A 2,917-nucleotide genomic window follows, 5' to 3' on the forward strand; every position below is an offset into this window, starting at 1 on the left:
GGCGGCCAGGCTGCCGGGGATCCCGATCAGGTCACCGAGACCGGCCACGACGGCGGAGCCCACGCTTCCACCCACCAGGAAGAGCAGGGTCGCAATGCCCAGTGCGACCCCGCGGACATCACTGTCGACGGCGTCGCCGACGGTCGCACCGAGCGTCGGCTGGCCAAGCCCGAAGGCGACGGTGGTGAGCACGATCGCGACCACGAGCAGCGGGCCGTTCTCCGTCCACGTGCCTACTGCAGCCAGCGCCAGGGAGAACGACGCGATGCTACCCGCGACGGCGAGGGCGCGGGGGCCGCCGACGCGGCCGATCAGCGGCCCGACCGCCCGGGGCACGAGCAGGGCGACGACGACGCTCGGCAGGAGGAGTGCGCCCACCTGCCAGGACTCCCACCCCGCCCGGACGAGCACCACCGGCACGCCCACGAGCTGCGCGAACCAGGCGGCCGGCACCGCGCTCGCCGCGACCGCGCTGCGGATCACGGTCCGGTTGCGGACCACGTGGATAGGTAGGAAGCCATCGGGACGGCGGCGCACCCACACCGCGACAGCGGGCACGCCGACGAGAAGCAGCAGGCCGCCCACCACCGCGACCAGGACGCCCGTGGTCGGCGACTGCACCAGCAGCACCAGCCCGGCCGCGGTGAGCGCGACCAGAAGCGCGCCCAGCAGGTCGAGCCGATCACCAGTGCCGCCGACCGAAAGGTCGCGCCACAGGAAGGGGAGCACGCTGACGCCGAGGATCGGCAGCGCCATTACCGCCCGCCAGCCGAGGGTGTCGGCGAGCAGCCCGCCCACGAGCGGCCCGAAGCAGGTGATCGCCGCCGCCACGCCGGCCAACCGACCCAGCGCCAGCCCACGCAGCTCCCCGTCGAACCGGTTGCTCAAGATCGCCACACCGAGCGTCGGGATCGCGGCCGCGCCAGCGCCCTGGAAGAGCCGTGCCGTGAGCAGCACCCCGTACGTCGGCGCAAGCGCGGCGACCAAAGCGCCACCCGCCATCATCGCCAGGCCGACGAGCAACGGGAGCCGGATACCCACCAGGTCGGAGACCCGGCCGTAGACGGCAGTGGTCACCGCGAGCATGAGCACGTAGAGGCTGATCGTCCACGTCGCGACGCCCACGTCGACGCCGAGGTCGGCCGCCACACTGGGCAGCACGATGGCGGCCGAGGACGAGCCCATCCCCGCCAGCCCGAACAGTGCGCCCAGCAGGATCGGAGTACGTCGCGCGTCGGAGGGGGCCATGGGTGTCTTCAACGACAGGCAGCCCCGTGGCATTCCTCGGCGCCGATCGCACGTCAGAGCACGGTCTGCGACCGGCGTCGCACCGCTGGCCCTGCCCTCATCGCCGACTGCGCGTCACGAGCAGGTCTGACCCCGCGAGGGACGCCTGCGCAAGCTCGCGCAAGCGAAGCACGTCGTCGCCCGAGGCAGCGCTTCGATGCGGTCGGCACCGATCGGCTGATCGCAGAGCTCGCACGTCGGCGACGTCGCGAGTTCTTGAGCATCCACAGACTTCACCTTCCGACAACATCACCTCGACTGGCGCACCCAACGAGCAGTCCACGGCCGTCACCACCTCAGCGACATCTCGGTCGAACTCCTCCGAGCCAGGGTTCAGCGGCGCGGCGCGACATCGTGCCGATGCGCAGCCTGCGAGAGCATCGTCGCCGGGTCCACTGGCCCTTGCTTCAGCCAGTCTGCATCAAGAGCGTACGAGCGGGTGATCAGGTCGCGTGCCTGACTGAAGTCTGTCGGTGAGACTGCCACCGGGCACAGGGGTGGAATCACCCGCAGGTCAATCACTCCTGCGTAGCGAACAAGGTCGAGCAGCATCCGTTGTTGGACGATCAGCGTCGTCGCGTGCAGAGCCATGCCGAGCGCGGAGCGGCGCGGCTCCTGGAGCGCGCACGAGTAGCCGGTCGCGAAGACCCAGACCGTGTCGGCTCCCAGCTCGACCGCGTGCGAGATCGGCGAGTTGTTGACCACGCCGCCATCCATGTAGACCCGAGCGTCGAGCGAGACCGGGGGCAGGACACCTGGGATCGCGGCACTGGTGAGGATCGAGTCCTCAGCCGGCCCTGACGAGAGCAACACCCCTGCGCCCGTCAGGACATCGGTGACCACGACGTGCAGCGGAGTCGGTGCGTCCTCGAGTCGATCGAACCTCAGGTTGTCGTGCAGGATGCGCCGAAGGCCGCCGTTGCTGATCAGATGATCGGTGCGCCCGGAGAGGTCGAGGAGTCCGAGGAGTCCGAGGAGCGGACTCGTGGGGAACACTGCCTGGCGCCGTAGGATCGCCACACCGCTCCCAGGTCTTCCAGCGGGGCACCGGCAGCCACCCAAGCCCGGTTGAGCGCTCCGACCGAGGTGCCCACGACGAGATCTGGCCGAACTCCTGCCTCGGCGACAGCAGTGAGCATGCCGACCTGGGCTGCACCCAGGTTCGCGCCACCGGACAGTACGAACGCTGTGGTCATGACTCCACCCTGGCGTGAACGGTGCCCTGACGGCGGCCACCGGCGGATCCGTCACGGACACGTAAGACCCTCGAACACCCATAGCCACGAGCACGCTGCAGGTGCTGGGATCCGCCACATCCGGCCAATCGACAGTCATTCCGGCTCCCCTTTGTTGTCAAGAGGTCGTTCTGGTTGGACTCTTCCGGAGGGACCGGGTCGGTTGTAGCGTCGGTTGTGCGGGTCCGGGAAGTGGCTGATCCGAAGTGCCGATGCGCGGGGGAAGGTCGGCCGCGCTGGATTCTTGAGTCGCCCCGCAGTGCCCTCCCGGACCCGTGCCAACCAGGTCGGGTGTGGCGTTGTGTGCTGCTTGTTCGGCATCGGCGAGCAGTTGGCGGTAGAGCGCGTCGGAGATCCTGCGCTTGAGGCAGCGCAGCGCTTCGAGTTTGGTCTTG

The 2,917-nt window shown here is 69.4% G+C and carries 4 protein-coding genes; all 4 read right to left on the bottom strand.

The window, feature by feature from the left end; genetic code table 11:
* A partial coding sequence (locus RMO85_RS07700) for an MFS transporter (protein WP_310528137.1) occupies nt 1-1,248 on the bottom strand: 1,248 nt, incomplete at its 3' end.
* Between the two features lie 114 nt (nt 1,249-1,362).
* Nucleotides 1,363-1,524 carry a TraR/DksA C4-type zinc finger protein gene (locus RMO85_RS19655; protein ID WP_397203392.1) on the bottom strand — a complete coding sequence of 54 codons (162 nt, stop codon included), beginning with the start codon at nt 1,522-1,524 and terminating at the stop codon, nt 1,363-1,365.
* Nucleotides 1,525-1,620: 96 nt separating this feature from the next.
* Nucleotides 1,621-2,283 (bottom strand): patatin-like phospholipase family protein, encoded by a 663-nt coding sequence (locus tag RMO85_RS07705; RefSeq protein WP_310528138.1) that lies wholly within the window; start codon nt 2,281-2,283, stop codon nt 1,621-1,623.
* Nucleotides 2,214-2,483 carry a patatin-like phospholipase family protein gene (locus RMO85_RS07710; protein ID WP_310528140.1) on the bottom strand — a complete coding sequence of 90 codons (270 nt, stop codon included), beginning with the start codon at nt 2,481-2,483 and terminating at the stop codon, nt 2,214-2,216. Before RMO85_RS07710 ends, RMO85_RS07705 begins: the two co-directional genes overlap by 70 nt.
* Nucleotides 2,484-2,917: the final 434 nt, after the last annotated feature.

Source organism: Nocardioides sp. (assembly GCF_031422975.1).
GTDB lineage: Bacteria > Actinomycetota > Actinomycetes > Propionibacteriales > Nocardioidaceae > Nocardioides.

Excerpts from the sequence above, each read along its gene's own strand:
- RMO85_RS07710 (WP_310528140.1), bottom strand. The coding sequence starts at position 2,483 with ATGACCACAGCGTTCGTACTGTCCGGTGGCGCGAACCTGGGTGCAGCC.